The organism is Xylanibacter ruminicola, from assembly GCF_900142525.1.
GTDB classification, from domain to species: domain Bacteria; phylum Bacteroidota; class Bacteroidia; order Bacteroidales; family Bacteroidaceae; genus Prevotella; species Prevotella ruminicola_A.
This window is the reverse complement of sequence record NZ_FRBD01000001.1, coordinates 106,632-132,382: the sequence shown is the minus strand read 5'-3', so window position 1 is coordinate 132,382 and position 25,751 is coordinate 106,632. Positions and strand designations below refer to the sequence as shown.

Genomic DNA, 25,751 nt, shown 5'->3' with positions numbered 1-25,751 from the left:
TTATGATTAATAATAAGACAGACTGGTTTGGATATGTCGACAATTTTAAAAAAATTGAACATATAGATACTCTATGTATTTTTGAAAACAGAATTAAAGATGCATTAGTTACAATTGGAATCCCGACTTTTAAAAGGAGTAAAACCATTATTGATACCATTGAAAGTGCGATTAAACAAGAATGTCATTTCCCTTATGAAATTATTATTTTAGATAATAACCCTGAACGTAATGATGAGACAGAGAACGTTGTGAGCCAGTATATTAATACGCATAATATTTCATATTATAAAAATGAGGAGAATGTGGGAATGGCTGGCAATTGGAACAGATTATTCACACTTTCTCAAGCTAAATGGGTCACATTATTACATGACGATGATATGATATCACCATCATTTTTAGAAGATATGGTGTCTGTAGCAAATGATTTTAACGCAGATGTGGTAAATAGTGGTTTTCTTTTTTGGAATGAGAAAAAAGAATGTAAACCAGAATTTAAACATTATAAAAATGATAAAATATTCAAGTCTACGCTTTCTTTGAATTTTTATGGGCATCAAGCTGGAATGCCAACTGGTATTATTTATAAGAGAGAGATGTTCATAGCAGAGGGCGGTTTTAATCAAGATTTTTTTCCTTCATTGGATTATGTATGTCATGCAAAACTTTCCTATAAGCATAATTTTTTCCTGTATTCAAAAAAGTTAACTTTATATCGCTTTTCTCAAAATGAATCTTCAAAGATTACAACAAAAGAAAAATATATTGCTCTAAATTACGCTTTTCAATCTTTTATAGGAAAAATGTTGAATTATCCAAAATGGTATGTTAACTTGTATATAAGATTGGTAGCAGGGTATGGTATAAAAAAAATCGACAAAGATTTCCTTTATATAGACAACAAAAAAATTTCTAAAGTAAATTACATTGGAAAGCTCCTCCGGTTTCTAATTCCAAAATTGGCACTATTATATATCTATCGTAAAAATCTCGTAACTCGTTATAAATAGTTGTATGTTGGTTATTGCTGTTTATTCGCCTGACATACCTTGTCGATAGAGTTCGTATAAGAAAACTATGAAATTTGTATGATAAATTTTATTGTATTTTTTATTAGTTTTTCATTGGTGTTAAATAGTATATACTATGATTTAGTGGGTATTGATATTGTCATATCCATATTATCAGCTATACTGTCTATCATTTATCTATTGAAAATAAGATGGATTGATCATCTACCATCTTTAGTAATACTTCTTTATTGCTATTTGTCAACTTCTTTTTTGTCCTTTTCCCACATGGTTCCACCAATATGGACAGATTTGGATTTAAAACGAATCGCAGAGTTTGGAAATAGGATTTATTTTGTTGCGATTTTTTCGATCCTGATTTCAAATGTTTTCCGTGAAAGGTTTAACATCGGTTATGCGAAATGGTTTAACACATATTCAATTAAAGATAATCAGGTAAGGTTTTTTTTCAGATTGTCATATGCTTTATCAATAATATCTTATGCACTTGGTGTAAGTGTTATGGGTGCAGAATCAACTGTTTTGCCCTTTCATCTATCTGGAATATTACATGACTATAGAACGATGTTTGCACCTCTATTTTTTATGCTTATAATAGAAAATAGAATTTTAAATAAAAAAAGAATTCCGCGCCAATGGTATGTTTTATTCATAATATGGTGTCTATTCGAGGCTTTCTTGAGAATAAGTAAATCTTTTCTTGTATATGGTATGATGCCAATTGGTTTATTTTTATTTTTATACTATAAACCGACCTTTAAAAAATTAGTTATATATTTAGCACCGTTTACGATAGTAGCCTTATTTATATATGCCGTTATGGGTACTATGCGTGGTGCGACAAGTGCGACATTTTCGGGTTTAATAGAAGCACAAAAAATGCAATCGAAGAGTGAAACGAGTGAAGAGTGGGGTAATCCATTAGTTGGTTCTTTTAATCGAATGTTTATGACTGGAATGGCATATAGAATAGACTATAACGATTTCAATCATACAGCTCTTTTTGATTTTAATCACTCACCAGGCATTTTTTTATTAGGTGGTACAGCAAGGTATAGAACATATGTATTACATGGGCAACAGGAAGGTAGGTATAATTCAGATGGAACAACAGGCATTGTAGACCCATTATTATGGGGTGGTTTTGGCTTTTGTTATTTAGTGATTTCCATACTTATTTTCATCGCAATATTTACTGAGAATCGTGTAAAGGGAAGGGTAGGCTTATTGGTTTCATATACTCTTCTGTTTTTTTCATTTATATCAGAAGGAACTATTTCATGGATATTGAGTCAAAATGAATTTTCTCTTTATGTTACAAGATTCGTTATTATTTATTTATTGATAAGACTAAACTATAATTATAAGTCAAAGAGAATCGAACATAAAATCATATGACTTAAAAAGGAACTTAGACTTATACTAATAAATAAAATAGGCTTAAAGCGAGAAATATAATTAAATATACATATATGAAAACAATTTGCATATATTCACATGATGTCAAGGCTACTGGCATTAAGGTGATTATTAAGAATATTCAGAAGAATCTCGAAGGCGTTGATATTCAAGTTGAAAGTGACATCAACAAAGCCCTTGAATATGATGTTATTCTTCCATATGGTGTTTTAGCATCTTATGATGTTTATAAAAGAGATAAATCAAAATGTTCACTTTCATTGATGGTTGACGCTGAGTCTTTAACGAATATTTCAAAATTTCACTATTTAGTTAATAAATCACGGGTCGTACCATTTAAGGAACGTTACAAGGAATTGTTGCGGTACTTTCTTCATCTATATATGGAACATAGGATTTTTAAAAGTTACGAAAAAATCTTGCTTGTTTCATATTATGATAAGACATATTTTGAGAAGAACATTTTAACAAAATATTATGCAGATAAGATCGTTGTTGTTCCTAATGGAGTTATTATTCCAGCCAAGAAGAAAAATCAAAGGGAAAAGGATAATTTCATTGTACTCGGTTTTTTGTCTGAATGGTGGAATGCCAATAATGATCTTACCTATGAACGTAAATGTTTCCTTGAATATGTGTGGAAAGACGCAGTTAAGGCAAATCCAAAATTAAAACTTGTTATGTGTGGTAGAGGAATGTCTGAAAAACAAAAGGAAATATTTAAAAAATATCCGAATGTTGAAGGAATAGGAGAAGTTGACGATTTAAATGAGTTTTACAATCAAATAGATGCTTCAATTATTATAAATGTCAAACATGCTGGTATTTTGAATAAGGCTCTTGATAGTTTTGCTTATAGATGCCCTTTAATAGGAGAAAAACATAATTTTTGGGCATTTAAGAACATACCAGATTGTTTTTATACATATTCTGATGGGAATAGTTTGGCAGAGAGTGCAAAGATAATAGTAGAGAACGAGAAGGAGGTTAGTGAGAAGGTGGAAAAAGCATATTGTTACATTAAAGATTACCATAATTGGGATAATAATTATAAACCTTTAGTTAATATTATTAGACAATTGTTAGTAGATTAATAAATGTTAGTTTATGAAAGATATAAAACTCTCTCCTTATATTTCTAAGATTTTTGAGACTCCTGGCAAGTATTGTGAATGGTTCGGATATTATAACTACGATACTCTTAATTATGACCAAACTAAACTGTTGTGTAATAGGGCAGATTTTGATGGTGTTGAGATAAAAAAGGGGATGAAAATAGAGTTGGGCTATTATGATATTACAGATGGAACATGGCATCATATAGGCACGTCCGATTCTTTTAACTGGCAACAAGGAGCAATGATGCAATGGCTGCTTGGTGAAGGGAATCATAATAAAGTAATATATAATTGCTCAAAGAATGGGCGATTAATATCAACTATACATGATGTTGTGTCTGGTGAAAGCCGAGATTTAAATTGGCCTATTTATGGAATTACACCTGATGGAAAGAAATCTATTTCGCTAAACCTAGAACGTTCGTATTGGTGTAGAGCATATCACTATCAGTCTGTAGCAAATCCCAAATATAACGTAAGGGTTGCCGAAGATGATGGTATATTTGAAATCGATTTAGAAAAGAATAGAATAAAAAAAATAATAGCAATTCAAGATGTTATAAAGCTCCAAAACGATTCCAATAGTGACAAGCAAAAACATTGGTTAGAGCATATAATGATAAGCAGGGATGGTAAAAAGATAGTTTTTCTTCATCGATATTCTCCAGAGTTTGATACTTACCAATATCAGACGATAATGTGTCTTGCAGATATTGATGGTAAAAACTTACAGGTGATAACTGATGAAGGTAAATTTGATTGGTCTCATTTTGGCTGGCAGGGTGATGATGGGTTTGTAATGTATACTGTTGAAAACAATAAATTAGGAAGTACATATAAAAACATAGGTAAAAGTACGAGTGACAAAAAATCATTAAAAACAATAGTTTTCTCGTATGCCGTTAAGTTTAAAAATTTATTACCCGTGTCAGTCCGTCAGAAACTTAAAGGAGGAAAATCTTATTACCAGTATTATGATTTACAAGATGGATTGTTTAGATTGAAGGAAAAATGGGATCAGCCATATTTTAATATCGACGGACATCCTTCTTTTACAAACGATGGAAGATATATGATAACTGACTCATACCCAGATAGTCATAATATGCAAAGACTGATTGTTTTTGATACTGTAACAAAAAAAGGGATGATTATTGGCGAGTTTAATGCTGGACTTAGTAAAAATCCTGCTAGTTGTGACCTTCATCCAAAATTGTGTAATGATAATGATTATTTAGTTATTGATACAGCATATACAGGTAAACACCGTATGATTGTTTATAAAATTGATTGGTCTAAAATAAAAGAAAAATTATCTTGAAATGACAAAAATCGTACTAATAAACCACTCTTTTCAGTCGGATTATTATTCTAGAAGATGGCGTCTTTTTGCTCAAAAGTACAAGGATGTCGATATTACCCTCTTAACGCCAGAAGTGTTTGATTGGTATTACCAGAAAAGTTATACCTATAAGGGGGCTGTTCGTATGGAGGGGCATGAAGAAGATTGTGAGAACTTTCATATTCGTACTTTTAAGAAAAAATACAGATATAGTTTGATATCTGACGACTTTAAGAGGTTACTTTTAGAGATAAAACCTGATGTGGTTTATCATATCGGTATGCATACTCAATTATCTTTAGTCCAGATAGGGCGTATCGTTAAGAAATACTTACCTAAGACAAAGATAATTCTATTTAGCATGAGAGGGCCAGCTATGGATAATGTGTGGCCTCGGAGATTTAATACTCTGAAACAATATTTGAAGGATGTCTATTTGTATTTTTACAAAAAACCAGTCCTTAGATATGTTAATTCACATTATGATGCCATATTCTGCCATTATCCTGAAGCTGTAGATTGTTTTAGAAGAGAAGGGTACAAAGGACGTATTTATATGCAAACCCAGGTCGGTGTTAATCCTGAGTGGTTTCATCCTGATGAAGTCTCACGCAAAGAGATTAGGGAAAAGTACAATTTAGGAGATTCTTTTGTGTTTGGAAGTGCAACAAGATTTACCGACGATAAAGGTTTGGAGGAAATTATTGAAGCCTTGCCACAATCAGGGAACTGGAAATTTTTAATGATGGGTACTGGTAGTGATGCATATATATTAAAGATTAAAGAAAAGATAAAGTCAAGAGGTCTTGAAGATAAGATTATTTTGCCAGGTTTTATTAATTCATTTGAAATTGCTAAATACTGGAATGCAATAGATTGTGCTGTGCATGTACCCCAAACAACTCCATTTTGGGTCGAAACTTTCTCTCTTTCGGTTGTCCAACCAATGATTACGTCAAAGCCTATCATTGGCAATACATCAGGATCGGTGCCGTATCAAATAGGGCCTGAAGGTATGATTGTGCCAGAAGGTAATATAAAATTACTTTCTGAAAAAATGAAGTGGGTTCTTGACAATCCCCAAAAAGCAAAGTTGATTGGCGAAAGAATGCGTGACCGCGCTATTAAATGTTTCAGTGTACCTCAACTAAACGAATTATTCTATAAGACGATAAAAGAGGATATTTTAACTGGTGGTTATGACGAGAAGAAGAGTGATATGACTAAATGGTCTGAATTATAATGAAAAAAAAACTTTTACAGATTAATAATTTAGCTAATTCTGGGTCAACAGGGAAGATTGCAGAAGGTTTAGGTAAAGTTGCCATGAAGAATGGCTGGGATAGTTTCATTGCTTACGGAAGATGGTGTAATTCTTCTGAATCAAATTTGATTAGGATTGGTTCTAATTTTGGCAATAGCTTACATGGCCTCAAAGCAAGGTTGTTTGATGCAGAGGGGCTGGGATCTAAGATTGCAACCAGGAAATTGGTTTCAACTATTCAGAAGATAAAACCAGACATAATTCAGATTCAGGTCACTCATGCATATTACCTGAATTATCCGATTTTGTTTGATTATCTTAACAAGACAGATATTCCTGTTTTTTGGACATTCCATGATAGTTGGGCTTTTACTGGTCATTGTCCACATTTCGCGTTTGTCGGTTGTGAAAAATGGAAGACGGGTTGCTATGATTGTCAATTAAAAAAAGCATATCCTTCAAGTTGGTTTTTAGATAGATCAAAAGAAAACTACCTAAAGAAAAAGTACTATTTTTCAAGCAATCCCAAACTAACAATTATCACAGTGTCAGACTGGATAGGAAATATGGTCAAACAGTCATTCTTAAAGGATAAGGATATTATTACAATACATAACGGGATTAATATTGACAGGTTCAAACCAAGCAGCAACACTGCGTCTATTATGGATAAATACGGTGTTCGAGGGAAAAAAATATTACTTGCTGTTTCAAGTAAATGGGGTATAAAAAAGGGTTTAAATGATATTATTGAGCTTCGAAAGGTATTGGATGACTCATTTGCAATAATAATGGTTGGATGTCAAAAGGAAGTAATTCAACAGTTACCTTCTGGGATTATTGGAGTAGAACATACGGAAAGTGTATCTGAGTTGTGCGACATGTACTCGGCTGCTGATGTTTTTATTAATCCTACCCATGAAGATAGTTTTCCCACTGTTAATTTAGAGGCAATAGCCTGTGGCACACCTATCGTCACATACGACACGGGAGGTTGTTCTGAAAGTATCGGGTACGATAAGAGATTTGGTATCGTGACAAGAGAAAACACTCCAATAGCTATGTCTCAGGCTATTATGGAAATAACAAGCAAAGGAAAAAAAGCTTATGCTGATAATTGCCGTGCTCATGCTGTCAATAATTTTGATGAGATGATTCAATATCAAAAGTATATAGATCTTTATGATAAGATACTCTCAGCGCATTAGGATATAAATACATGCAAGAAAAGAATTATAGTAAGATTACTCTCAGTCGGGCAAGTAAAATATACCGTCTGTTATGGGCATTAGTATGGTGTTTGTTAATACGTCCTTTACCAAGAACGTTGGGCCAATGCTGGATACATTTTGTTTATAGGTTATTTGGAGCTACTATAGGCAAAAAGGTGTTGTTATATCCTTCTGCATTCGTTTATGATCCAAGAAATCTAGTGATGAAAGATTATTCTGAAATTGGCCCGAAGGCAGACATATATAATGTGGATTTGATAGTTTTAGAAGAATATTCTATTATATCTCAACGTGTTTATTTATGTACAGCTTCTCATGATATTAATAATTCTGATTTTCACCTAGTAACACAACCTATTACTATATGTAGTAGAGCTTGGGTGGCTGCAGATGCATTTGTTGGAATGGGAGTAATTATCGGTGAAGGCGCTGTGGTCGGTGCGCGAGCCTCCGTGTTTAAAAATGTTGACTCGTGGACTGTCGTTGGTGGCAATCCTGCAAAAGTCATAAAGAAGCGAGAGATGATGGACGTTACTAATAAATAATAATAATATTGTTATATATGATAATAGTAATCGGAGCAACAAGTTTTATCGGTGTACATACCGTCACCGAATTGGTCAATCAAGGGTGTGAAGTCCTTGTGACTGGACGTAAAAACCGTTTCAAAGAGCACTACGATGCTCTTGGGGTAAAGTATGTAAATCTTGACCTTGATAATGAAGCTGATTTTGATCAGCTCCCTAAAACGGATGTAGAAGGTGTTATACTCCTCGCAGGTCTTTTGCCTGCTAATGCCCCTGTGAATTTGGACGAGGACGAGAATGCGGCAGACTATTTCCGCATCAATGTGATTGGTACTATAAACTGCCTGGAGTATTGCCGCAAGAACGGGATCAAACGAGTAATCTCCACTTGCTCTTATGCAGATGTGCGTGGTGCCTGGAGTGCAACAAAACGCATCACGGAGGAAGAACCTCGCGACTTCATATATACTGGCGATCATGCTGTGTATGTGATTTCCAAGAATGCGGCCAACGATGTGATGGAGTATTACAATCAGCAGCATGGAATGAAGAACGCAGTGTTCAGATTCCCTACTGTTTTTGGTGTTACACCACACATGTCACTGTTTGTGAACGGGGAGATGAAAAAATCTGGTTTTCAAATTTTCATGGAGAAGGCAGAGAAGGCAGAAGACATTACAGTATTTGGTAATCCCAAGATGATTCGAGATGTGGGCTATGTGAAGGATATTGCTCATGCTTTCTATTTGGCTATCAAGAGCGAGAATACATACGGGCTTTACAATATGACAGCAGGAAATGGCGTAACACTCCAGGAGCAAGCAGAGGTGATGCGTGATGTGTTTGGCCCAGCAGATGGTCGCAGAAGCAAGATTCTCTATAAGCCTGAAGTGCAGAATAACACGCCTTCATATCTCTTTTCTATGGAAAAGGCCAAAAGAGACTTTGGCTTCGAACCCAAGTTCAAGACATACCGCCAGATGATGGAGGACTTCAAGAAGGACTGGGATAACAACTTGTATCGTGATTTGTTTAAGTATTGATAGACGAACACGAATCTCACGGATTAAACGAATATAATTTATGTATAAGCATTTCTTTAAGAGGCTGATAGATTTCATCATTGCTTTAATTGCATTTCCATTCGTGCTTTTATTGAGTATTTTTGTGTGGGTTGCAATCAAATTGGATGATGGTGGCCCTTTATTCCACATGGCTTCACGAATTGGAAAGAACGGACGCATCTTTAAGATGTTTAAGTTCCGTTCTATGATAGTGAATGCACCAGATTTAAGGATGGAAGACGGCAGTACCTATAATGCAGAAGATGATCCTCGTGTAACAAAGGTTGGAAAATTCTTGCGTAAGACCAGTTTGGATGAAATCCCGCAGTTACTGAATGTACTGATAGGAGATATGGCGTTGATTGGTCCAAGACCTGATTCCGCATTTTATTTGGAACATTATACACCAGAGGAACGAGTTATTCTAACAGTACGCCCTGGTATCACTGGTTGGAATCAGGCGATAAATAGAAATAGTGTGGGAACCAAAGAGAAACTACAGGCAGATATTTATTATGTGGAGCATCTTTCTTTTTTGTTTGACTGCAAAGTGATTTGGCTGACTGTTAAGACGGTGTTGTCACATAAAGACGTATATCGTGCATAGCGCGAACGATAACGTTAACCTTAACGAAAACTAAGGTGAATATATAGATGAAGAAACTAATGGTACTGGCAGCTGGTCTGCTACAAATACCTGTGATTAAGAAAGCCCGTGAGATGGGCTACTACGTAATTGCGGTGGATGATGACCCCAATGCACCGGGAATGGCATTTGCTGATAAAGCCATTGACCCGGGGGGGCTGATGAACGAAGAGAAGTTGGTGGCCATTGCTAAAGAAGAGCAGATAGATGGTGTGATACATCCTTGTTCGGAAGTGGCAATGAATGTGATGGGACGCATCAATGATGAGTTGCACCTGTGTGGCATATCCAAAGAGATTGCTATCAGGGCTACCAATAAATACCTGATGCGTGAGGCTTTTGAGGCATACGGAGCACCTAGTCCTAAATCCATCTTAACGAAGGATGAAGAGGATGCATGGAATACGTTCTGCAATGAGTTCGATACGAATGCTATATTGAAGCCCTCTCGTAATAGTGGTTCTCGTGGTATAGCCAAGGTGGAGAAGGGAATTAGCAAAGAAGCGTTTGTGAGTCTCTATCAGAGGGCATTAAATGAAAGCCGTGACCATCAAGTTTTGATAGAGCAGTTTATAGAAGGACCGGAGTTCTCAGTTGAGGTAATTGTTTGGAAGGGAGAACCGCACGTGTTGGCTGTAACAGACAAAAAAACTACGGAGGCTCCATATTTTGTTGAGTTAGGTCACAATCAACCTTCTGTTTATCCAATAGAGATTCAGGAGAAATTAAAAGCAGGTGCTATAGCAGGATGCAAAGCTTTAGGTTTGACCTATTGTGCTGCACACTGTGAACTGAAAGTGCAGAATGGTGAGGCATACCTGATGGAGATTGGTGCCAGAATGGGAGGAGACTTTATATCTACTGAATTGACTCACTTGAGCAGTGGTATAGATATGGTGGCTGCTACAATTAATGTGGTGTTGGGTGTAGAACCTAACTTGAATCCTGTGGAGGAGAAACATGGGGTATGCATTCGCTATTTCACGCCAAAGCCAGGTAGGTTAATATCATTTACAGGCTTTGAACCCTTTAGTGATCCTCATATCTATCAGATGGAACTATATCACAGACCTGGCGATATTATTCCGGAAGTAAAATCTAGTCTTGATAGATCTGGACATGTTATTGTTATTGCACCAACAGCACAAGAGGCAATCTGCAAGGCTGATAAAATAATTGAGGAAGTAAAGTTTGTTACAAAATGAGGATTTTACAATTAGCTGGCTATTTCTTCCCGGAGAAAGCTGCAAGTATCTATTTGGAGGAGAATAGATATGAGGCTTTTTCTAATGCTGGTTTCAAAACAATAGTTTATGCTGCAAGACCACAGCGTGGACTGACGGAGGAAGAATACAAAGAATATAAGAATAAGAAACTGGAAATGATGTATAACGGCGGTGTGGAAGTGCATCGCTTTGCTATGTATCGTGAAGGGAAGAATGCCGTATTAAGAGCATTTCGCTATTTCTTGATTAGCGTTGTTCAGTTGTGGAAAGGCATTTGGGCAAAAGATATTGACCTCATCTATGTTGCCAGTACTCCTCCTACACAAGGTGCTCTGGCTGCTTTGGTGAAGAAGTGCAAAAAGGTGCCGTTCGTTTATAACCTACAGGATATTTTCCCGGATTCACTTGCTGGTACTGGATTGGCAAAGAAGGGCGGATTACTTTGGAAAATTGGTCGCGCTATTGAGAACTTCACTTATAGAAATGCAGACAAGATAATAGTTATCTCTCAGGACTTCAAGAAGAATATCATGGCCAAGGGCGTTCCTGAAGATAAGATTGTTGTGGTGTATAACTGGGTGGATCAAAATTCAGTAAAGGATATACCTCGTTCTGAGAACAAGCTTTTTGCCATGTACGGTCTCGATCCGTCCAAGTTCTACGTTACCTATAATGGGAACATTGGGCTGACGCAGAATATGGATATGCTACTTGAAGTAGCCAAAGCTCTGGAGGCCAATGAGGGCATTCATTTCGTTCTCGTAGGCAATGGCGCATATCTGGAGCAGGTGAAACAGATTGTGGCAGATAGAAACATATCTAATGTTCATCTGTTACCCTTCCAGCCATACGAAGATATTTCGCACGTGTTTTCTTTGGGTGATGTAAGTTTGGTTATATCTAAACCTGGAGTTGGTGAGAACTCAGTGCCTTCAAAGACTTGGAGTATAATGAGCGCTTCAAGACCAGTGTTGGCTAACTTTGATGAGAATGAGTTGAAGACTATCATTGAGAAGAATAACTGTGGTATCTTTACTAAGGCTGGTGATAAGGTTGCGTTTACGGATGCAATTCTGAAATTGTATAATGACCGTGAGCTTTGCAAAGAGTTTGGCCGTAATGGCCGCCAGTTTGTGATGGATAATCTTACTAAAGAGGTTGGTACGCAGAAATATGTTGATGTGATTAAGAGCGTAGCTTCTCAACTCCAACGCTAACCTTAACGCTAACGAAAACTGTTTTGAAGCTTTAATCGGTGGTACATTCTGATTTAAAGGAACTGTTTCTCGCACTGGTGAGACTTGGAATTGGGCATCAGCTAGTTTCAAGTTTAACGTTTCAAGTCTCAAGTGAAGTGGATTGGGTACAGTTGAAGGCCCGTGCAGACCAGCATGGACTTTCTGCGGTTGTGCTAGACGGATTAAATGAGGTCTCAAAATCAAACTCTCAACTCTCAACTCTCAACTCTCAACTCAAATTATCGTGGATTGGTGAGGTGATGCAGAACTATGAGCAGAGGTACGTGCAGTATGAGAATGCAATAGGAAGTCTTGCGGGATGGTATAACCAGCACGGGTACAAGATGATGGTGCTGAAAGGTTATGCATGTTGTCTGGACTGGCCTAGGCCTGAACATCGACCCTGTGGGGATATTGACATCTGGTTGTTCGGTCAGCAACGTGAAGCTGATGCTACCCTCGGTTCATGGTTCAAGGTTCATGATTCTGAAAAGAAAATCGATAACTCGCATCATCACCATACGGTATTTGAGTGGCAGGGATTTACAGTGGAAAATCATTACGACTTCTTGAATGTGCATCATCACAAATCGAATGTGGAGTTAGAGGCAATTCTAAAGGATCTAGGAAAGGATGCTTCATATTTTGTGGAGATGAAGGGAGAGAAGGTGTATCTGCCATCTGCTAATCTCCACGCTTTATTCTTGCTGAGACATTCGATGAGCAATTTTGCCTCTACGGGTTTTCAACTGAGGCAGTTGCTTGATTGGGCGTTCTTTGTAGAGAAACACGGTGAGGAGATTGATTGGGAGTGGTTGGAAAGTCAGTTAGAACACTTTGGCATGAAGAAACTTTATGATGTGTTCAACGCCATTTGTGTAGACGATTTGGGCTTCGATGTGAAGCTATTCCCGCAGGTGCAATTTCAGCCGCAATTAAAAAAACGTGTACTCAATGATATATTGACTCCCGAGTTCTCAGAAAAGGAGTCAGGCGGTTTTTTGTCCCGTGCCGTGTTCAAATACCGCAGATGGAAAGCCAATGCATGGAAACACGAATTGTGTTTCAATGACAGTCTGTGGAGCGCCTTCTGGAGTGGAGTCTGGGGGCATCTGATGAAGCCAGGGATGATATAACTCTTTGCAGTTAAGAGTTGAAAGATAAAAGTTAATAGTGACCAATGAAAATCATAGATGATACTCTTTTGGACGAAGTTTCTGCACAGGCAAAAGTCTCACCAAGACTTCGGATGAATTATAACTTTCATCAGTCGCTGGATGATAAATGTCATCGATTCTTGAATGCCGTGGAGCCAGGAACGAAGGTTGAGATACATCGCCATCCGACGAAAGACGAGTCGTTTGTGTTACTTCGTGGTAGAGTGAGGGTGAATACCTACAATGATGATGGTACTGAGATAGAGAGTGTAGTGCTCTGCCCAGAGGAAGGACTCTATGGAGTAGATATACCCAAGAATGTATGGCATAATGTGGAGTCGTTAGAGTCTGGAAGTGTCTTCTTTGAATGTAAAGAAGGGCCGTTTGTGCCGCATGAGGAAGAAGGCGTTTTGCACCTTCAACGATAACGTTAACCTTGACGCTAATTTATGGATATAGTTGATAGATTAAGAGAGTTTCTTGAAAACGAAGCACGGAGTTGCAGTATGGACTTCGGATGTGTTACTCCTGAATATGTATCTCGCTTTTGGGGCGGGAGTGTTGCTATTGATGAGATAGCAACAGGACTCACGGAACTGCGGAAACAAGGAGTCCCTGAACTGGGAATATGAAGAAACCTATATTATTGAATTTGAATAATAAAAATCATAGAGTTGTAGAATTATGAACATGAAACTTAGGAATATTCCTTTCTCTCCGCCGGATATGACGGAGGCAGAGGCTAAAGAGGTGCGTGAGGCTATTCTCTCAGGTTGGATTACTACAGGTCCTCGTACAAAGAAGTTGGAAGCACAGATCTCGGAATATGTGCATACGGACAAGACGGTGTGTCTGAACTCGGCAACGGCAGCACTGGAGATGGTGCTGCACCTGCTGGATATTCAGCCTGATGATGAGGTGATAGTACCGGCATATACCTATACCGCAACGGCTTCTGTTACACAGCATGTGGGCTGCAAGCTGGTGCTAGTGGATAGCCAGAAGGACAATGTGGAGATGGATTACGACAAGCTGGCTGCTGCCATTACAGAGAAGACAAAGGTAATTGCACCTGTGGATCTGGGTGGCATTGTGGCTGACTATGACCGTGTGTTTGAGATTGTGGAGGCAAAGAAGGGTTTGTTTAAGCCTAATAATGCTTTGCAGGCGAAGATAGGTAGGATTGTGGTGTCTGCTGACTGTGCGCACTCGTTTGGCGCTTCGCAGAAGGGCAAGATGGCTGGTGAGATTGCTGACTTTTCATCGTTCAGTTTCCATGCCGTGAAGAACTTCACGACTGCTGAAGGTGGAGCCTTGACCTGGCATCTTCCCTTCGGGAATGAGCCGGTGTTGGTTAATGGTTCAGGGTTAATGGTTCAGGGTTTGGACTATTTGCCTAACGTGCCTAAGAAGGAAGGGGAGACTTGGAATGAGTTGTTGTATCGTCTGAGTCAGCTCTTCTCTCTACATGGACAGAATAAGGATGCGCTGGCAAAGACCAAACTGGGTGCTTGGGAGTACGACATCATCGGCCCGTGGTACAAGTGCAACATGACGGACATCATGGCGGCACTGGGTTTGGTTCAGATGGAAAGGTATGAGGGCTTGCTGAAACGTCGTCAGGAGATTGTGGCTAGGTTTAATGAAGCTCTGAAGGATCTGCCCGTGGCTGTTTTGAATCATAAGGATGCAGACCATTGCAGCTCACATCACTTGTATCTGGTGCGCTTACTTGGCAAGACTCGTGAGGATGCCAATACGGTGATTGAGCAGATGGCAGAACGTGGCATTGCCTGCAACGTGCACTACAAGCCACTGCCAATGATGACAGCATATAAGGCACTTGGATTTGACATCAAGGATTATCCCAATGCTTATCATCTCTTTGAGAATGAGGTGACGTTGCCGTTGCATACAAAGCTCACGGATGAGGATGTGGAGTATGTAATAACGAACTTTGTGGAAATAGTCAAAAGTCTCTGATTTGTGGTATGAATTACCTAAAAGCCATCTGGCAGTTCTTTTCGTACCTCTTTTGGCCTCAATGGGGAAGCAAACGATGTAAGGAGTAAGATGTATGATGTAAGAAATAATGTTTATGAAGAATTTCCAATATCATATTTTTAGCCCGTATAGGGTTTGCCCATTGGGGGCACACGTTGATCACCAACATGGCTTGGTGACAGGTTTTGCTATCGATAAAGGCGTTGATTTGTGGTTCAACATAAGAGAAGATAGTACCGTCAAATTGTCATCAAAGACATTCGAAGGTGACGTGGAGTTTCATGTTAATACTCCATCCCAAGTAAAGGAAAAACATTGGGGAGATTATGCCCGTGGTGCAAAATATGCCCTTCGTAAGCGATTTGAGTTAAGCCATGGCATAGAGGGAGTCATTCAAGGCTCGCTGCCTGTAGGTGGTCTGTCTTCATCTGCAGCAGTGCTTATTGCCTACGTAATGGCGTTTGCCAAGGCGAATGATATTACTCTCCAGCCATTTGAGGTGGTTAAGATTGCATCAGAGGCAGAACGTGAGTATATTGGACTGAACAATGGACTGCTTGACCAGGCTTGTATCGCCCTCGGTAAGAAAGATGGACTTTTGTTCCTCGATTGTGATTCAAATGATTGGCGCATCATCAAGCGTAATCCTGAAATGCCAGAGTTTGAAATTGGTATTTTCTTTTCGGGCCTGACTCGTTCGCTTGTGAACTCAGACTATAACCTTCGTGTGTACGAATGCAAGACTGCTGCATGGAATATGCTTGCCTATACGGACCAGCCACTGAAGACGTTTGATAAGACATTCCTTCGCGATATTCCCAAGGCAACATTTGATAAGACGCGTATTGCTATGCCTGCGAGGTTTGCTCGTCGTGCAGAGCATTTCTATAGTGAGTACCGCCGTGTGCGTCAGGGTGTGACCGCTTGGGAAACAGGCAATATGAAATTATTCGGCAAGTTGTCGTTTGACTCCTGCGAGAGTAGTATCCACAACTATGAGTGTGGTAGTCCTGAGCTCATAGCTATCTATGAGATAATGCGCCAGTTACCTGGAGTGTATGGTGGTCGCTTTTCTGGAGCTGGCTTCAAGGGGGCTTGTATTGCCCTCGTAGATCCAGCCTATAAGGAGGAAATTCAGAAGGTGCTCACAGAGCGGTATCTGGAGCAGTTCCCGGAATACGAAAAGACATTCCAAGTGTTCTGGGTGAAACCAGATGACGGGGCAAGATTTATATAAGGTATGAAGAATATAGTTATTGCAGCAGGGTATGCAACGAGATTGGGAGAGTTGACGAAGAACTTTCCGAAGCCATTGTTGAAGATTGGAGATAATACCATCTTGGGAAGAATGTTGGATGATATCGACAGAATTCCTGAGATAGATGAACATATTATTATTACCAACCATAAGTTTGCTAGTATTTTCGAGGACTGGAAGAAGGACTTGCATTATAGCAAGCCTATTACCATTGTTGATGATGGTACTGAGACTAATGACACTCGGCTTGGTGCCGTATGCGACTTGCTGTATGCAATGGATATGCTCCACATCGTTGATGATATGTTGGTTGTGGCAGCAGATAATCTGCTGTTCTTTTCATTCCAGGAGTTTGTGGACTTTGCAAAAGAGAAGCAAACGAGTTGCATAATGTGTCATGAACAGCCATCGATAGATAAACTGCAAAGGACAGGAGTGGTTGAACTGGATGCCAACAACAAGGTACTTGGTATGGAAGAGAAACCACAGGTGCCTAAGAGTCATTGGGCTGTACCACCTTTCTATATCTATCTGAAGAAAGACCTCGACTTGGTACGTCACTCAGTGGAGAATGGCTGTGGCAAGGATGCTCCGGGCAACCTTGCACATTATATGGTAGAGCATACCACTATGCATGCATGGCCTATGAGTGCCGGACGATTTGATATCGGTAGCCTCGATACGTATTACGAGGCCGTCGAGAAATACGGTAAGTAACGAAAACGATTTCATGAAGACAATATTAGTTACGGGAAGTGCCGGATTTATTGGTTCGAACTTGGTGCTACGCTTGTTCAAGGAGCTGAGCGAAGGTACCATTGTGGGCTTGGATAATCTGAATGATTATTATGATCCTACACTGAAAGATTATCGTCTCAGTGTGATTGAAAAAGCTAAACCTACGGGTATTGAATATGAATTTGTCAAGGGTGATTTGGCTGACAAAGCACTGATTGATGGACTGTTCGAGAAGTACCACTTTGATGTGGTGGTGAATCTGGCTGCACAGGCTGGTGTGCGCTATAGTATCACCAATCCTGATGCCTATATTCAGAGCAACATGATTGGGTTCTATAACATCCTTGAAGCCTGTCGTCACAACCCTGTGGAGCATTTGGTATATGCTTCTTCAAGTTCCGTATATGGTGGCAATAAGAAGGTGCCATTCAGCACCGATGACCGTGTGGATAATCCTGTTTCGCTGTATGCAGCTACCAAGAAGAGCAATGAATTGTTTGCCCACTGCTATTCAAAGTTGTATGACATTCCAACCACGGGTTTGCGCTTCTTCACTGTTTATGGCCCTGCTGGTCGTCCTGATATGGCGTACTTCGGCTTCACAAACAAACTGCTGAAGGGTGAGACCATCCAGATATTCAACTACGGCAACTGCCGTCGTGACTTTACGTATGTCGATGACATTGTCGAAGGCGTGTATCGTGTGATGCAAGGTGCTCCAGAGCGCAAGAAGGGTGAAGATGGCCTTCCTATCCCTCCATATGCAGTATATAATATCGGTGGTGGCCAGCCAGAGAACTTGCTCGACTTCGTTAATATCCTGCAAGAAGAACTGGTTCGTGCCGGTGTCCTTCCTGCAGACTTTGACTTCGAGGCCCACAAGAAGCTTGTACCCATGCAGCCGGGAGACGTACCCACCACCTATGCTGATGCCACAGCCCTTGAACGTGATTTTGGATTTACACCCAAGATAACGTTGAGAGAAGGGCTAAGGAAGTTTGCGGAGTGGTATAAGGAGTTCTATGGCCATAAATGATGGTAATCGAACGAATTTAGCAAGTAGCAAGATACAGACAAGTCGGTCATTGAGCTATTGGTTTGAGAGCAACTTCCAATAGTGATATGGCCGCTTGTCGGTTTTTAGAAATGGCATAAGGATGCAAGAGGCGAATATCAACCTGGAAGTGTTCAACCTCGAAACCAATTTTTTCGGTGACCTGCACTGCAGCTCCCGCTTCACAGACATGCTCTGTGATGCCCAAGCCCAATACGGAGACTATTCTGAGTTGGATGAGTGCCCCATGTGGGGGATGTGGGAGAAGGAAGGGGGAGAATGAGATGTTGGACGATATGGACTTAGACCGTTATGACAAGGTTAAGTGTTCGAAGATAAAAGGGGTGTTGCCGAAGCTGTTGAAGATGGTGGAGGGGGAGATGGAAGGGATGTTTGGAAATAAGTAACCACAATGGCAGTTAAACGTGCTAAGAGTTGCAGGCATTAAGGACAAACTGTTGAAAATGAAAATTGGCATCAATAAGATGTGAGAAAGGTCCGTTTAATTAAGTGTTTTGGAATTGAATGATGGAAAACTATAGTGACGTTTTTCTTGGAGGAATTGAAATAAAAGAGGCTTACGAACATAAGTCTCTTGAGGTTGCATATGGTTTTTATAAGTCAGCATATAATAATTTGGCGGAACACCTGACTATTGCAATAAATGTTGAAAGGAAGGGCGAACAGAATGTTGAAAGAATATTGAATTCTGTATTCCAATCAAATTTGTCGCCAAAAGGTGATGATTTGACGTTACTGATATATAGGTACAGGGATTTCTTGAGACAATTTAACAACTTCCTTGATAAAAACGACGATATATATAGGCAGTTAAGCATACGAGGGTTAGATAAAAATGAGATTGAATATTGGCGTGTTGGCATGGGACAAAGCTTACTCCTGAACTTACCTCGCCAAACAGGAGTGGAATGCCTTCAGTTTATGGTATGCTCAAAGTATGTAGTTGAAAATCTGACGAGTCTCTACAAGCACTTTTGTAAAACAGGTGTAGTAAGCGAGTTCGCATACGAAGGTTGTAAATTGTTGGGCGTGACATGGGCGGACTTTATGTTCTCAATCAGACAGGCCTCATACGGATTAATGGTTAAACCAGTTTATGGTGCGCTTCAAAATATAATTAATGGGGGTCACGTACAACAACGGATATTAGACACTGTTTTTTCAACGTTGGAAAAAACTGGAGCTGCATTTGCGGAATATCCATATAGTTTTAAGTTGAATGGAAGTGTCTTGATCAGTCCAATGGTGAATAGATTAGTGCCAGATATTCAGGGACTGTATAATAAAGCGAGAAAGATGGAACTGGACTTTCATGATGCATGTGGGATGGCTGTGGCCTTGTTTGATTATCAGGATAAAGGAGGGATTAAACATTGTGTGTCATTTGCGGGGACACGTATGGGGTTTACTACGCCACGCAAGATTGTAGTGACTACTGAGAATGTGATAACTGACGTTTTCCAATATATATCACTCCCTTCGATTGTTTATTTTGCAGCTGTGGGCATTTTGAAGGGTGTGATGATGTCGTATTCACAAGAAGATGTGTATGTATTTGGCCACTCATTGGGCGGTGGACTGGCGCAATTCTCTTGTGCAGCTGTCAATAGTTGCAATGCAAAAGCATATTGCTATAATAGTGCAGGCTTGGGCGATTTCAGTTTGAACGCCATTAATAAGAAATATGGGACGTCTCCAATAGTTAGCCAGATACAGCATATATGTTCCCAGCATGATTACGTATCATGCTTTGGTACACTATTGCAGAACATAAAATACATTAGGTCGGAGTCTGGACTCAGTGCTCATGGCCTAAAGCAGTTAAACCTCGAACTGAATGGAAGCGAGATTAGGGTGAGGGTGTGAAAGATGATTATACCTGAAGGTGGGGTGGAAGCATTCCATAATAAATATATAGAGAATCAAGGTGTCTTGAGTGATTATCCCTGAACTATGGAACAAAAGGTTTTAGATCAAATTCATCTTTGCATGAATGAACTACAGATGGTAAAACAGCTTATAGATATAAAGGCTGCGGATGACTTCTGTAGCAGGATGCTCGGCATTTATGCAATGATGCGTGTGGATGACATTACGAAGATATGGGGTCACTCCATACCGAAATCTGATGCCAACTATGCTTTGGCAGATAATGTAAAGAACCTGTATAATCAGGGCTTGCGAACTGTAAGGGATAAGCTTGGTGCTCATTATCAAACACCAGCGGGTACAGTTGATTTGTTTGCAAGTGTGGAAATCTTTAAATCTATTGATTATGCCAATACCGTTTGCCTGATAGATGAGATTTCACGGGTGCAATTGTTGATAGAAGGGTGTGGTGTCGTTGCAAACGGCATGTGTGAGACTGACCTTGGGATTGCCAAAGGAATATTGGAGGAGTTATATTCAGATGACCAAGCCTATCTTACCTGTGGGGCTCTTGACACGTTTGGCATAAATAAAGGCGGTGTGATGACTATGAGTGAACCACAGGTGAAAGGTCAGTACCTGAGGAGTATTGAGGTGATGGTGGATGTGGCCAAGAATTTGCTTGATGGCGGTTATAGTGAAATAGAGACCAAACGAATGTTTAAGCGGCTGTACGTTTGTACAGTGTTTAACTATCATGATAATCTTATTACCAGAAAGGATATAAATGACAAGGCAGTCCAATACGAGGAAGGATTAGATAGATTATTTCCGAAGTTGATTTCCATAAATGATAATAAGGCAGTATTGGAGAAAGCATTTGATCAATTTGAAAATATTTATCAGATAGAGCCGTTTATAAAGAAATATAGGAAGGTACGAGACCACGCCTGTGCTCATTTTGATGAAAACAGCACGGTTATGGATATCAATAAAGAGTTGGATTTGCTAAATACAGATAAATTGTCAGAAGTTTACGGCTATATGCTGAATATGTTTAATTACATCGCTAATAACGTATTCTTGCTGAAAGCAGTTACCCTCCCTGCTCGTGTACCTATCTATGGGGTACAGATGGAAACTGCAGGGGATATAGAAAGTTTTTATGGAGAAAAACCTGCAGGGGATATTCCTCCAACAATGGGATGTGTGGAAATTATGCGTGCCATCAGGAAAAACACTGAAGATTATGGAGCCGCTTGCGATGCTCTGCAAAAAAAACTGATGTCGCACGATGAGGAGGAATATCAGGAGATGGTCGGCTTTATTGCACAGCGGTTAAGGGAACCTTCTGTTTCAAATGAAGAACAAACGGTAATCATTCTTGCTTTGAAGAATGCTAAGAGATGTTTCCCGGAAAGACTTCAGCGGACGTTGGTGAGTATGATTAATGACAAAGTGATATTTAAACTCCACGATGCTCATTTACTCTGGTTATTGTCATCAAATTGCAGAGAAGATAAGAATATAGATATGATGAAACTGCTAGATTCTATCATAATTCAGCAGAAGATTATTCCGACATCATTGTCTTTGCTGGCATTGTTGCATATGATGGTAGAAAAGAGACATTCTTACATTGTAGGCACTAATAAAGCTCATGAGGTAGCGGAAGAAATTAAGAACTATTGCGAATCCGTGAAGAATCCAACGGAGAAATGTTTGCTGATGATGGTTCTAAGCCAACATTGGTTTTGGGATAGGGAACTTGAATACTATAGGAGTTACGAAACAAAATATACAGAGTATTTCCAGAAGGAAACCGAAAAGGCCTTGGATGCTTATTTCACCTATATAAAATTGCAGGACCAACAGGAGATTGAACTTTGCAAAGGGTATCTGAAGAAAAATCTTTTGCTTTTGGTGCTATATAGGTTGGCTTATTATGAGCAGGAGAGAAATCAGACTCCCAATCTTTATATGGAAGCCTGGCGTTTTAACTGCTTTGTAAGGACAAAATGCTATATTTATGAGGCATTTGGCGTTGGGCTGATGGAAGAGTTAATGGGTAATAAAGAATCTGCCAAAAGTATCTTTGAGAAGCTTGTAAAAGAGAACCCTATTCACAGGGATGCAATTAAAACCTTAGAGGATTTTTATAAAAGGAACCCAGAAATGATGAGGTAATTGTTAATATGACGCAGGATGAACGGTGGCTTACGAAATATAATGAAGTGATGGGGTTTCTGGAGGAGAACCATCGGAATCCGTCGAAGCATCGGATAGAGGAGCATGATTATTTGAACTGGCTGAAGGCCAATAGAAAAGTGATGAATGCAGGAAAGATGAAGCCGGAGAGGGTGGAGAAGTTTAGAAAACTTCTGGAAATGACGGAACAGTATAGGAGGAAGAACCAATATGAATAGTGGTCGCGATAATATCGCAACGTACAGAACAAGATAGAAACTCGATGGGGAAGCCATCGAGCACTGTGAATAGAGAAAAGGAATGAGACAGCTCAATACATATCATAGCGGGATGGCTGGGTATCTGATGGACTTCGGATTTGGTTGGTTTGTCGGCTACGGAGGTGGTGTGCCTGTAGGATTGATGATGGAAGAGCTGAATATAAGAATGAGGTATTATTAGTTCTATTGGCCCTGCGGAGAGGTGCAAGGCTTGGTGACTATCTCAACGGGTGAGCCGTTGAGCACTGTTAGTATATGAGCATCCCCCGATTCAGCTTTTCGTGAGCTGGGTCGGGGGATGTCGCGTTTGGTCGGGCCGGTTCACTGGCGGCGGTAGTTGCCGACGACCTTGTAGATCTCTACTATGATGTCCTTGGGGATGCTGGACTCTACAGGAGTGCCATCGACCACCTGTGTGAAGTTGATGCTCTGCTCGTCTGGCTGAGTGACAGATACCTTGCGGAGTACTTTATATTCGCTGGTAACAACGACACAGATGAAATCACCAGGAATATATTCTTTCCATGAACTCAGACGCTTCAGTGCAATGATGTCAGCAGGCATGATGAATGGTGCAAGGGACTTGTCGGTATTGATGCACATGAAATCGAAATCTCCTGCCATAGGAAAAGATACAGGTGTTTCTTTGCCAGTAGATATAGGTTGTCCTTTGCTATCCAGACACGAATCAAAATCCGTGTTGTACAGTAGCTTTTCATCAGCTGACTCTATGCGAGGTCCAAAAGGCTTGTTTCTGCCAAGGAACATATTTCCTTCACCAGTATATAGCCATGCAGCACTCACATCATATTTCTGACAGAAGAGATCAATGGCCTTCTTGGTAGGCTTCTGCCAGCCATTCTTGATTTTGCTCAGTACCTGGTCGTTGGTGACGATACCTTCACGGTAGAGTTGTGCTCCTGAGAGGCGCAGTTCTTCAGCAGCTTTTGCAAATCTCTCTGCTACACCTTGCATGACTTCTTGTTCATTGATTTGAGTCATAATGTTTAAATTTTGCTAAAATCTGACGTTTATCGGGAATGAAAATTATAAATCTCTTGTTTAAAGTTATAAATATCTGTAATTTTGCAGCCGTTTAAACTGCTATTCGGGTGCAAAGATAAGTATTATCTCCGAAATATGCAAGAAAACGCAGAGATATTTTATAATGAATTTATAATTAAACATAATTTAAAAGATAAATAAGTGTAAAAAGATGGAGATTCCGGTAACAACATTGCAAGCGATGCTAACGAATGCTGCTACGCTTGGTGCGATGTCAGCGGTGAAGCGGCTCGATCCGGTCAAGGATGAGCTGAAAGCGTCAGAGGTGAGAACCTGGTTGGGAAACGACAGTAAGATGAGTCGGAAGTTTGATGCCATGGTCAGGAAAGGAATGATCAAGGGCTTCAAGAAAGGAACCAGCCAGAACTCACCTTTTTATTATTCCAAGTGTCAGATTGAAGCAGCGTTTGCTGCCGTAAGATGCAAAGACCTGCTATGAACGAAGAAACAGAACAACGAACGGCTGGGTACATCACTTTGCCATTAGCAGTGCTGGATGGCTGGGTTGGGCAGAATGCCCAGTACCTGAAGTGGTGGACTCAGCTTAGGCGAGAAGCCTCTTGGACGGACAAAACCGTCTGGTATAACCATCAACAGGTTTACCTCCAAGCAAGACAGGTCATCGTAACGGTCAATTCGCTGGTAAAGCAGTGGCAGGTAAGCAAGCCAACAGTAATACATTTCCTGCAGCGATTGGAAAGTGAAAAACTCATTGAACGACAGACTGATAGCCGTAAGACAATCATCACCATCACCCCATTGGGTTGGGCTGATTCAGAGGTAAAACAAGAGGTAACACTAGCGGTAAAAGTTGACCACGATGTTGACCACCAAAGTTACCACCAACCTTTACCACCTATTATTAATAATAAAGAGAAAAATATTATAGCCAGTGGAGGAGCGCATACGCGCGAGGAGGAGGTGGCTAATCATGATTTTGATGAGATTATCTCTTTTTTCAATCAACAGATGAAAGGTAAGGGCATTCAGCAAGTAGCTATTGTCACATCAGAGCGCAGACAAGCCTTTAAACATCTGATGTCGCAGACGGGCGTAAACAAGGACACGCTGAAGCAAGCTATCAAGAATGCAGCTGAGAGTGACTTCCTGAACGGGAAAGGACCAAAGGGATGGGTCGCCAGCTTCGACTGGATGATGATGCCGCAGAACTTTCAGAAGGTGTTGGAGAACAACTATCGCAACAAACCAGTAACACAACAAGTACAGTATGGGACAACCGATGGATATCAAGACCCTCGTAGAGGTGTTGAAGCGTCAAGGACGAGCTCTTATGCTTCCGGGTATGACAGACCACTCTAAGTTAGGCGTGGATGAACAAGGACTAACAGCACTGTTGGAGATGGCCTACCGAAAGCAGGTTGCCATGCGCAGAGTTGCTTATGTTCCCAATAACCTGACCAGCGGAGCCATTAAAAAGCTGGCCCATTTTCTGACAGACAATGGTGATAATCGCTTTATGATTGTGCTGGATGGCAGTACTGCCACCGGTAAGACCACACTGATGACTGCTATGCGACAGACCTTGCGCTGGCTGACAGACCACAGACTGGTATCAGATGATGTAGGTTTGAGAATCCTTGATGCTACCAAGATCTGCACCTTGATGGACTCCAGCAGAGATTGGAACGAATTGTTAAGCTGGCCGTCGTACCTCGGCATTGAAGACCTGGGCTGTGAGCCTGCAGAGATACTGAGATGGGGCAATCCCCTCTATCCAGTACGAGAACTTATCACAGAGCGTTATAAGCTACGGCTCCCCATGGTGGTGAGTACCAATCTAGACAGTGACCAATTGAGAGAACATCTTGGACTGAGGATTGTGTCCAGAATGAACGAGATGGCTTTCTATATCCACTTCGAGAATGAGGACTTTCGCAAGATGGCGTGGTACAGCCACCATCCGGAAGCAAAAAACTAAGTGTGAAAAAGCGACGAATGAAAAAATGAATGATGAATAAGGTGTACAACAAAGAGAAAATAACAAAT

25 protein-coding genes are annotated in these 25,751 nt (G+C 40.1%); 24 read left to right on the top strand and 1 reads right to left on the bottom strand.

Going from position 1 to position 25,751, the window contains the following annotated elements:
* Window positions 1-2 precede the first annotated feature (2 nt).
* The 21 genes from BUB86_RS00605 to BUB86_RS17415 all read left to right on the top strand — a co-directional run bounded on the left by BUB86_RS00605 (window position 3) and on the right by BUB86_RS17415 (window position 22,860).
* On the top strand, window positions 3-1,013 hold the full coding sequence (locus BUB86_RS00605) for a glycosyltransferase family 2 protein (RefSeq protein WP_073203726.1): 1,011 nt from the start codon (window positions 3-5) through the stop codon (window positions 1,011-1,013).
* A gap of 78 nt (window positions 1,014-1,091) precedes the next feature.
* Entirely contained in the window at window positions 1,092-2,432 is a 1,341-nt protein-coding gene (locus BUB86_RS00600) for a hypothetical protein (RefSeq protein WP_139261256.1), read from the top strand.
* A gap of 74 nt (window positions 2,433-2,506) precedes the next feature.
* Window positions 2,507-3,547, top strand: coding sequence for a glycosyltransferase (locus BUB86_RS00595; RefSeq protein WP_073203718.1), 1,041 nt, complete (start codon window positions 2,507-2,509; stop codon window positions 3,545-3,547).
* 13 nt (window positions 3,548-3,560) lie between these two features.
* Window positions 3,561-4,892 (top strand): hypothetical protein, encoded by a 1,332-nt coding sequence (locus tag BUB86_RS00590; protein ID WP_073203715.1) that lies wholly within the window; start codon window positions 3,561-3,563, stop codon window positions 4,890-4,892.
* A 1-nt stretch (window position 4,893) separates the two neighbouring features.
* Window positions 4,894-6,156, top strand: a complete 1,263-nt coding sequence (locus tag BUB86_RS00585) for a glycosyltransferase family 4 protein (protein ID WP_073203711.1) — start codon at window positions 4,894-4,896, stop codon at window positions 6,154-6,156.
* Window positions 6,156-7,385 carry a glycosyltransferase gene (locus tag BUB86_RS00580; protein WP_073203708.1) on the top strand — a complete coding sequence of 410 codons (1,230 nt, stop codon included), beginning with the start codon at window positions 6,156-6,158 and terminating at the stop codon, window positions 7,383-7,385. The genes BUB86_RS00585 and BUB86_RS00580 overlap by 1 nt, the downstream gene beginning before the upstream one ends.
* 11 nt (window positions 7,386-7,396) lie before the next feature.
* The gene (locus BUB86_RS00575; RefSeq protein ID WP_073203705.1) at window positions 7,397-7,954 is read left to right on the top strand and encodes a putative colanic acid biosynthesis acetyltransferase; all 558 of its coding nucleotides are present in this window, start codon (window positions 7,397-7,399) and stop codon (window positions 7,952-7,954) included.
* 17 nt (window positions 7,955-7,971) lie between these two features.
* Window positions 7,972-8,979: an NAD-dependent epimerase/dehydratase family protein gene (locus tag BUB86_RS00570; RefSeq protein WP_073203701.1), complete on the top strand. Its 1,008-nt coding sequence runs from the start codon at window positions 7,972-7,974 to the stop codon at window positions 8,977-8,979.
* A 40-nt stretch (window positions 8,980-9,019) separates the two neighbouring features.
* Entirely contained in the window at window positions 9,020-9,607 is a 588-nt protein-coding gene (locus tag BUB86_RS00565; RefSeq protein WP_073203698.1) for a sugar transferase, read from the top strand.
* 47 nt (window positions 9,608-9,654) lie between these two features.
* A complete protein-coding gene (locus BUB86_RS00560; protein ID WP_073203695.1) occupies window positions 9,655-10,851 on the top strand; it encodes an ATP-grasp domain-containing protein in 1,197 nt (398 codons plus the stop codon).
* Window positions 10,848-12,089 (top strand): glycosyltransferase family 4 protein, encoded by a 1,242-nt coding sequence (locus BUB86_RS00555; RefSeq protein WP_073203692.1) that lies wholly within the window; start codon window positions 10,848-10,850, stop codon window positions 12,087-12,089. The genes BUB86_RS00560 and BUB86_RS00555 overlap by 4 nt, the downstream gene beginning before the upstream one ends.
* A 137-nt stretch (window positions 12,090-12,226) precedes the next feature.
* On the top strand, window positions 12,227-13,246 hold the full coding sequence (locus BUB86_RS00550; RefSeq protein ID WP_175549363.1) for a nucleotidyltransferase family protein: 1,020 nt from the start codon (window positions 12,227-12,229) through the stop codon (window positions 13,244-13,246).
* Window positions 13,247-13,290: 44 nt separating this feature from the next.
* Complete coding sequence (locus BUB86_RS00545; RefSeq protein WP_073203686.1) at window positions 13,291-13,695, top strand: WbuC family cupin fold metalloprotein; 405 nt, start codon at window positions 13,291-13,293, stop codon at window positions 13,693-13,695.
* A 256-nt stretch (window positions 13,696-13,951) separates the two neighbouring features.
* Window positions 13,952-15,250 (top strand): DegT/DnrJ/EryC1/StrS family aminotransferase, encoded by a 1,299-nt coding sequence (locus BUB86_RS00535; RefSeq protein ID WP_073203680.1) that lies wholly within the window; start codon window positions 13,952-13,954, stop codon window positions 15,248-15,250.
* Window positions 15,251-15,365: 115 nt separating this feature from the next.
* Complete coding sequence (locus BUB86_RS00530) at window positions 15,366-16,508, top strand: galactokinase (RefSeq protein WP_254795055.1); 1,143 nt, start codon at window positions 15,366-15,368, stop codon at window positions 16,506-16,508.
* 3 nt (window positions 16,509-16,511) lie between these two features.
* Window positions 16,512-17,246 (top strand): nucleotidyltransferase family protein, encoded by a 735-nt coding sequence (locus BUB86_RS00525; protein WP_073203674.1) that lies wholly within the window; start codon window positions 16,512-16,514, stop codon window positions 17,244-17,246.
* Window positions 17,247-17,259: 13 nt separating this feature from the next.
* Window positions 17,260-18,303, top strand: a complete 1,044-nt coding sequence (locus tag BUB86_RS00520) for an NAD-dependent epimerase/dehydratase family protein (RefSeq protein ID WP_073203671.1) — start codon at window positions 17,260-17,262, stop codon at window positions 18,301-18,303.
* Between the two features lie 546 nt (window positions 18,304-18,849).
* On the top strand, window positions 18,850-20,208 hold the full coding sequence (locus BUB86_RS00510; protein WP_175549362.1) for a hypothetical protein: 1,359 nt from the start codon (window positions 18,850-18,852) through the stop codon (window positions 20,206-20,208).
* Between the two features lie 87 nt (window positions 20,209-20,295).
* On the top strand, window positions 20,296-22,398 hold the full coding sequence (locus tag BUB86_RS00505; RefSeq protein ID WP_139261253.1) for a hypothetical protein: 2,103 nt from the start codon (window positions 20,296-20,298) through the stop codon (window positions 22,396-22,398).
* A gap of 47 nt (window positions 22,399-22,445) precedes the next feature.
* Window positions 22,446-22,637: a hypothetical protein gene (locus BUB86_RS00500; RefSeq protein ID WP_139261250.1), complete on the top strand. Its 192-nt coding sequence runs from the start codon at window positions 22,446-22,448 to the stop codon at window positions 22,635-22,637.
* Window positions 22,638-22,719: 82 nt separating this feature from the next.
* Complete coding sequence (locus BUB86_RS17415; protein WP_175549361.1) at window positions 22,720-22,860, top strand: hypothetical protein; 141 nt, start codon at window positions 22,720-22,722, stop codon at window positions 22,858-22,860.
* Between the two features lie 140 nt (window positions 22,861-23,000).
* On the opposite strand, the gene BUB86_RS00495 is transcribed toward BUB86_RS17415, so the two are convergent.
* Window positions 23,001-23,681, bottom strand: coding sequence for a helix-turn-helix transcriptional regulator (locus BUB86_RS00495; protein ID WP_073203657.1), 681 nt, complete (start codon window positions 23,679-23,681; stop codon window positions 23,001-23,003).
* Window positions 23,682-23,955: 274 nt separating this feature from the next.
* On the opposite strand from BUB86_RS00495, the gene BUB86_RS00490 reads away from it, so the two are divergent.
* From BUB86_RS00490 to BUB86_RS00480, 3 genes are read left to right on the top strand one after another with little or no spacing between them, the layout of a single operon-like run.
* Window positions 23,956-24,183 carry a hypothetical protein gene (locus BUB86_RS00490; protein ID WP_139261247.1) on the top strand — a complete coding sequence of 76 codons (228 nt, stop codon included), beginning with the start codon at window positions 23,956-23,958 and terminating at the stop codon, window positions 24,181-24,183.
* Window positions 24,180-25,064: a hypothetical protein gene (locus BUB86_RS00485; protein WP_073203651.1), complete on the top strand. Its 885-nt coding sequence runs from the start codon at window positions 24,180-24,182 to the stop codon at window positions 25,062-25,064. Before BUB86_RS00490 ends, BUB86_RS00485 begins: the two co-directional genes overlap by 4 nt.
* Window positions 24,985-25,683 carry a hypothetical protein gene (locus BUB86_RS00480; RefSeq protein ID WP_139261244.1) on the top strand — a complete coding sequence of 233 codons (699 nt, stop codon included), beginning with the start codon at window positions 24,985-24,987 and terminating at the stop codon, window positions 25,681-25,683. Before BUB86_RS00485 ends, BUB86_RS00480 begins: the two co-directional genes overlap by 80 nt.
* Window positions 25,684-25,751 lie beyond the last annotated feature (68 nt).